The organism is Microcoleus sp. AT3-A2 (assembly GCF_036705685.1).
In the GTDB taxonomy this organism is placed as follows: Bacteria; Cyanobacteriota; Cyanobacteriia; order Cyanobacteriales; family Microcoleaceae; genus Microcoleus.
Genome location: NZ_JAUBVF010000038.1, coordinates 50,475 through 57,663, shown reverse-complemented (window position 1 = coordinate 57,663; position 7,189 = coordinate 50,475). Strand labels below are relative to the sequence as shown.

The 7,189-nt window shown below is 43.0% G+C and carries 6 protein-coding genes; 4 read left to right on the top strand and 2 right to left on the bottom strand.

Annotation, left to right across the window (positions count from 1 at the left end):
• The 4 genes from QUB37_RS19770 to QUB37_RS19755 all read left to right on the top strand — a co-directional run.
• On the top strand, positions 1 to 548 hold a 548-nt coding region (locus tag QUB37_RS19770), incomplete at its 5' end, for an adenylate/guanylate cyclase domain-containing protein (RefSeq protein ID WP_333165215.1).
• Positions 549 to 1,009: 461 nt separating this feature from the next.
• Complete coding sequence (locus QUB37_RS19765) at positions 1,010 to 1,642, top strand: alpha-ketoglutarate-dependent dioxygenase AlkB (RefSeq protein ID WP_333165213.1); 633 nt, start codon at positions 1,010 to 1,012, stop codon at positions 1,640 to 1,642.
• Between the two features lie 605 nt (positions 1,643 to 2,247).
• The gene (locus tag QUB37_RS19760; protein WP_333165211.1) at positions 2,248 to 3,135 is read left to right on the top strand and encodes an isoaspartyl peptidase/L-asparaginase family protein; all 888 of its coding nucleotides are present in this window, start codon (positions 2,248 to 2,250) and stop codon (positions 3,133 to 3,135) included.
• Positions 3,136 to 3,386: 251 nt separating this feature from the next.
• On the top strand, positions 3,387 to 4,736 hold the full coding sequence (locus QUB37_RS19755) for a carbamoylphosphate synthase large subunit (RefSeq protein WP_333165208.1): 1,350 nt from the start codon (positions 3,387 to 3,389) through the stop codon (positions 4,734 to 4,736).
• A 9-nt stretch (positions 4,737 to 4,745) separates the two neighbouring features.
• Here QUB37_RS19755 and QUB37_RS19750 read toward each other — a convergent pair whose 3' ends face one another.
• Entirely contained in the window at positions 4,746 to 4,949 is a 204-nt protein-coding gene (locus QUB37_RS19750; protein ID WP_333165205.1) for a hypothetical protein, read from the bottom strand.
• Entirely contained in the window at positions 4,913 to 7,036 is a 2,124-nt protein-coding gene (locus QUB37_RS19745) for an ATP-binding protein (RefSeq protein WP_333165202.1), read from the bottom strand. Before QUB37_RS19745 ends, QUB37_RS19750 begins: the two co-directional genes overlap by 37 nt.
• Between the last annotated feature and the right edge of the window lie 153 nt (positions 7,037 to 7,189).

Below are 7,189 nucleotides of genomic sequence, written 5' to 3'. Positions count from 1 at the left end.
CCTTATTCTCTCCCAGCGCGGTGGCTCTAGTTCTTCTGAAGCCACCTTTCTCATCTTTATTTAGTCTAAACTACAGTAATACTGGAACTTTGATGCTGGGAACGGTGGGAGGACAAAATCGTATGGAGGGTACAGTAATTTCCGATGCGGTGAATTTAGCTTCTCGCGTGGAAAGTTTGACGAAAAATTATGGGGTGTCGCTGTTAATCACCCAGGAAACTTACTCGCGCTTAGAAAATCCATCTCAGTACGCAATCCGCACCCTCGATACGGTAAAAGTTAAGGGAAAATCTGAATTAGTAACAGTTTATGAGGTCTTTGATGCTGATCCGCCAGAAATTAAAGAGGGCAAGTTAGCTACGCTGCAATTGTTTGCCGAAGCTTTGGAAATTTACTCGGAAGGGAAGTTAGCTAAAGCGGGGCGGCTGTTTGCCGAGTGTTCGCGTCAGAATCAGGGCGATGCCGTCGCTAAAATTTACTGGCAACGCTGTCAGTCTACTTTAAGAAATCGCACAAAAATCAAAGACAGGCCACACAATTTAGATTAATCATAAAAGTCCAAAGCTCGATCGCTACATTGTTCGAGGGGGAGATCATTTTCATTTGACGGGGTGACAACCCCATCAACCTCGGAGCGCTATAATCTATGTTACATTCCTGTGATAGGTGAGAATATTCTCTTCGCAGGTCTTCTAGTGCGGCATTAATTACCTTATCCTTTTCAGCTTCATCTCCTGGAATTAGGACATAAGCTTCATCAAGAACAGATTTAATTATTTGAAAGCAATTCATAGTACATAGCTAATTGACACCAGTCACATCTTAAATCACGATTCATGATTTGGTTGGTGAACACATAAAAATTTATGTGTGTTACAAAAAGTAATTGTATTAGTCTTGTTAAAATGCTAAAATTAGCTTTACATGATTAATGGTAAAGCTGGGCAGTGATTGTGTCAACAACTGTATATTTATAAATTTCAGTAAAACGTAATTAGCGAGCAGATTTATGTATACTCAACTTTCATTGTGGGAAGAGCCAAAAGCAGAGAGCCCGAAGCATGGTCAGCAATTATCTCTGCCTGATGCCGAAGTAATCATGTACCGCGACTTCTTCAATAACAATGAGAGCAACCAGATATTTGCGGAATTGTACGGCACTATTAATTGGAAGCAAGAGGTGGCTCTGCTTTTTGGCAAGCAAGTCGCTATACCGCGACTTAGCGCATGGTACGGAGATGCAGGTAAATCTTACACTTACTCCAAAATAAAAATGGATCCTAATCTATGGACGCCTACACTCATAACAATCAAATCTAAAATAGAAGCAATAGCAGGTACAGTGTTTAACAGCGTGTTGCTTAATTTATATCGCGACGGCAAAGATAGTGTAGCTTGGCACAGTGATGATGAATCAGAACTTGGTGAAAACCCAGCGATCGGTTCTGTAAGTTTTGGGGCTACTCGTCGTTTTATGCTCAGGCACAAATACCAAAAAGAAATGAAATTAGAAATTCAATTAACTCCTGGAAGCTTCCTGCTGATGAAAGGAGTAACCCAGCATTTTTGGCAACACCAAATCTCAAAAGCAGCCAAAGTTACTGAACCAAGAATCAACCTTACTTTCCGGAAAGTAAGCTAACTGAATTAATGGTAATTTGCCTAGCGTTGCTCGGCTTTTACTTGCGGTTTCAAAAAAAAAATTGCAACTTTTGTTGACAGTAAAAGTAGCGATTTTTGCCCAGCAATAACAGTACCGCCGAATTAGCGATCGCACGGGAGTACCGCTGCTACGGCTGAATTTGGGTCAAACGGCTAGTTTGTTGTCGCTGCGAGGGTTTTTGGCGGGTAAGCAGGCTCAGACTGATGTGAAGCCCGATCGCACTTATTTTCTCTCAAAGTCTCATTCTTCACGTTTACCGATTTTGCCTGTTAATGTGTAGTGCATCGCCTTAAATTTTACCCCTTCTTTACTCCCTACATCTTTCAATTTCCCTAACTAACTCGATGCCAAATTACCTCACACTATTGACATAACTTTGGTCACATCTCTATTAATAATTCGTAAATAGCTAGGTCTTAAGGAACACAAAGCTCGACAAAAATAATTATCTCTGAAGATAGAACAACCCAAAATTAAACACTGCTAATCTATAAAACTATGAGGGATAAAAAACTACTTAAAAATTGATTAATATAAGGAATTTTTAAGTAGAGCTTAAGATAAAAAAAAGGAAATTTATGGTAATGAGTATTATTGTTCATGGTGGAGCAAAAACCATCACAGAAGACAAGGTTGCAGCCAACAATGCAGGCTGTACCGCAGCAGCAGAAGCGGGTTGGGCAGTGCTCGCAAGCGGGGGTTCCGCAGCAGAAGCAGTTGAGGCAGCTATCCGGGTTCTCGAAGCTGACCAGACATTTAACGCAGGCTTTGGATCGGTTCTCAACAACCAGGGAGAGGTAGAGCTAGACGCAGCGATGATGGAAGGCAGTTCCTTAGCTTGGGGAGCGATCGCCAATGTTCAAGGCGTGTGCCATCCCATCTCCGTGGCGCGAAAGATTATGGATAAAAAACCCATGTTCTTAGTAGCGGATCATGCAGAACATTTTGCTGCAGAAAGTGGAGCCGAGATGTGTACAAAAGAAGACTTAATCGCAGATGAGCAACAGGAAGAGTGGGAGGAGGAAAAAGAAGTTATTGACCGCCCCAATACCGTTGGTTGTGTAGCTTTAGATAGTAGTGGCACTTTAGTTGCCGGTACCTCAACAGGTGGCACTATGAATAAGCCCGCCGGTCGCGTCGGCGACAGCGCGATTATTGGCTCAGGCTTGTTTGCTGAAAATGAACAGGGCGCTTGCTCGACAACAGGCGATGGCGAGTCCATTATGCCAGTAGTTCTAGCTAAGAGGGCGATCGACATTCTAGCGTCCGGCAAGCACCCAGATGAAGCAGCGAAGATGGCAATTGAGACTCTGGCATCTAAGGTGGCAGGAGAAGCTGGGTGCGTCATCATAGACCCTCAAGGGCGGGTTGGCTGGGCGCATAATTCAACCGACATGGCTTGTGCTTATAGAACCTCAGAAATGGACAAGGTGGCTGTGTTCACTAAGAAAAAACAACTCGTCCATCATTGAAATTATTGAGGTTGCATTCTCTCTAGTTGCAGAGAGTTAAAATTCCGCAACTAATATCTTATTTTCTAGGTATTAAGTAGCTTGACATCAATACAATAGTCCGGACAGTTTTCAATCACTAACGGCAGAATGCGGGTTTCAGCCTTCTCAGTGAGGTCAAATGCTAACGGTAGAATGAGGGTTTCAGCCTCGGTCTCAAAAACTGTCCGGAGTATTGTCAATAAACACTTTTTCAATTTGTAGGGCGGGCAATGCCCACCCTACGTTTAATTATGTCGAGCTACTTAGTTGCCGGGAAAACAGTTGAATTCAAACTCGACTTGGATGTTTCTATGAACTCAACCTACGACTTTCCTTACTTTCAAGGCAATTCTCTTTCCGATTTGTTTGCTCCCGATATCACAGATGCACGTTATGCGTTAATTTTAAATTACCCTGCAACTGCCAGTTGGGCTGCTTATCCCAACAGGGAAAAATACTTTATTCAAGACGGCAGCAGTGAAGCCACCAAAACTTCTTTCGACAAGATTGGCCAGAAGGAACCTTGGAAAAATCTGGCTGTGTTAGGCGATGCCATCCCAGGCATTGTGATTAATCAGCCACCGAACTCGCTGATTGACTATTGGCGGGAGCATTTGGGCTTCAGCAACAGCAGTATGGAGATGATAGACTGCTCAACTTATCTCGAAGATCTCAGCGTAAGCGATCGCTTTGACAAACTCCTCACTCTATTTCCCTTCGACAATCTCAAACCCGAAAAACACGCCGTCCATCCCGACATCCACTACCACTTACTCAGCAAAGCAACCCTAGCAGAATTAGGCGTGCAATGTCCGAAATACCAAACCTACAATCTGCACGAAGTCAATCTCCAAAGCATTCAGTTGCCAGAGCAATTCCCCTACTTAATTAAAACATCCCACGGACTTTCTGGAGAAGGCACTTATATTATCAAAAGCGCCAGCGATCTGAACTACTGCTTGCAGGAAGTGAGGAAATATCTCGATATTAAGTTGCTGAATACGATTATTGTTTCGGAATTCGTCAACAATGAAGTGCAAAACTATTGCGTGCAATTCTATGTAAGCAAAACGGGAAATATCACGCTTATCGGCACTACTAGCCAACTTGTCACCCCAGAGGGCAGTTATTTAGGCGGACTAATTCACTACCGCGAAACCGACATGAGTAGGTTTTTTGAGATGATTGCCGCTATTGGTAAATATGCTCACCAACAGGGTTATTTCGGCGTTATTGGCTTCGACGTGCTGGAAGACTCAGAGGGACAGTTGTATGCCATTGATGCCAATTTCCGAGTTAATGGCTCCACTCCGCTTTGCTTACAGCGCCATACCTTACTGGGGCGGGGAAAGGAGGTGGCTCAATATTCCAGTAACTGGCGAATGGATGGGACTTTGGAATCGATTCTTGTCACGCTCAAACCAGAACTCGATCGCAAGGACTTGATAATCCTGTCGGCTTTAGAGAAGGTTAAATACGGGAAAATCTACACGGAAATTTACGGGATAGTTGCGGGTGAGGATATGAAGGAAATGCAGCATATCGAGCAGGATTTGCACAGTAAGGGATTGCAGCAATAGGGTTAATACCTACTCTACCGATTGCAGCGGTTGTGCGGTTTCCCCCCTCATCTCGCGCGGTTCGGTGATATCGGGAAACGGGCCCTCAAAAATCCACATTGAAGGTTCCACACCTTTGAAGTGACCCGATTCATGAGGTTCGGCAAGATAATGCCACAGTTCGCGAATATCCTCAACTAAATAACACTTTGAGTTAGGGGAATTTCGATCCAAAACTCTGTTCCTTCTCCGGGTTCTGATGTACACCACAGTTTCCCTTTATGCTTTTTGATCACAATTTGATAACTAATAGACATCCCCATTCCCGTACCTTTTCCTATGGGTTTGGTTGTAAAAAATGGGTCAAATAGCCTTTTTTTGACTTCCTCTGTGATGCCACACCCATTATCAGCAATACAAATTCTGACCAATTCTGAGTTATACAGACTCGTACTAATCCGAATTATCTTTTTCTCCACCCGATCTCGCTCATCTAAAGCATCCAGAGCATTTGTCAGAATATTCATAAATACCTGGTTAAGTTGTCCTGCATAACATTCGATCGGCGGCAGATTACCGTACTCTTTGATCACTTCAATCTCTGGATGTGTGTGTCTGGGCTTGAGACGATTTTGCAGAATCATCAGGGTGCTTTCAATGCCTTCATGGATATCGACAGCTTTGAACTCTGCTTCGTCCAATCGAGAAAAATTCCGTAGAGATTTAACAATATCGCGGATACGTTCAGAACCTACTTTCATAGACTTGAGCAGTTTTGATAAGTCTTCGCTCAAAAATTCGATCTCAATATCTTCCGACTTGGCTTGAATCTCCGATACCGGCTGGGGATAATACTTTTGATAAAGCTGTACTAGCTCTAGTAAATCTTGGGTATATTGGCTAAGATAAGATAAATTACCGTGAATAAAATTCGCGGGATTATTCACTTCATGGGCAATCCCGGCTACCAGTTGCCCCAGAGATGACATTTTCTCACTTTGGATGAGTTGGGCTTGAGTCTCCCGTAGTTCTTGAGTGCGTTCTTCTACTTTTTGTTCAAGGGTTTGGTAAGAGTTCTTTAATTCGTGACTCATTTGATTAAAAGATACTGATAAACTTACCAATTCCTCTACGAGAGTGTCGGGAACATTTTGCTCGAAATTTCCACTGGCGATCGCCTGACTGGCTTGACTCAATCGCCGAATAGGTTTAGCTATCCATTGTGAAGTGATAATTGCTAATCCTGTTGCGATTACCAGTGATAACATACAGAGGATAATCGTCGTATTTCTATTATAATTTATTTGCTCCATAAAATCCGATTCAGGCACGACGACTACAATTAGCCAATCGATTCCTCTACCATCATTCAGCGGTAGCAACTGAACAAACTGCCGTTCACTGTTGAGGGTAAATTCTAACTGTTCTGATTTATGAATTTGGTCAAAGTTACCAAAATATTTTTGCAAATATTTAGCTGTCTCCCGCACAAATGGTTCGCTACTTTCCACGGCGTCAATCATCTTCTGAGCTTTACCTTGTCCTTTGATTAGTGGCTCTTTTGTTGAACTAGAAATCATTGAACCCGATCGCTCCATCACAAAAGCCTTACCTGTTTTACCAATAGACAAACTTCCCAGAAATTCTCTTAAATTTTCTGAGAGGACAACAAGAGTGGCACAGACACCCACAAGTTTACCTTCTGAGTCATAGACAGGTTCGCTGGCAGTAATTGCAGGCTTACCATTGTTGACAATATTCACAAAAATATTGCTCCAAGTAGGCTTCCCTGCTTTCACAGCAGAAAGATACCAGGGGCGTTGGCGAGGATCGTAAGAAGAGTTTACCTGTTCTAGGAATTTTTGCCGATCGCCCCAATTATCCATTTCATAAGAAGTAAAATGATAGTTTGTTTCTTGATTACTCGCAGTCATCGCAATTGTTGACTCTCGACGAGCGGCCCCTAGATAATGTCCTTGGGCATCGCCACAATAGGAGCCAAACACAAAAGGAGAAATTTGTAATTGGGTCAACAATTGCTTAGCGTTGCGGCCCTTCACCATGTCCATGTGGCCCTGTGCAAAAGCGACTGAATTCACACGATTGATATCATGAGGTTTGTTGATATATTGCTTGAGTTCTCCTTCAATGCGTGCTATTAGTTCCTGACGAAGTTGAGTCGCCACATCGTTAACCGCTTTTTGTCCATTGCGTAAGGAAAGCCAACCTGTTAAGCTCACTGCTGTAAAGATTTGTAGAACAAATGGAACAACAAGAACACCGCGCAGAGGAATTTTTAGATACTTCGCAGTTGGAGGCATAGATGATAATGCTTAGCCATTGGTTCGAGTCTATCATAATATCAATTCATCAAATGAGCCTGAAGCGGAGCTACCCAGATCGTGAATCGCCCTTTTTGTAGCCCCGTTAATCTACGGTTAAAAGTGATCGCTTACTGGAAGTTTTTTATTTGT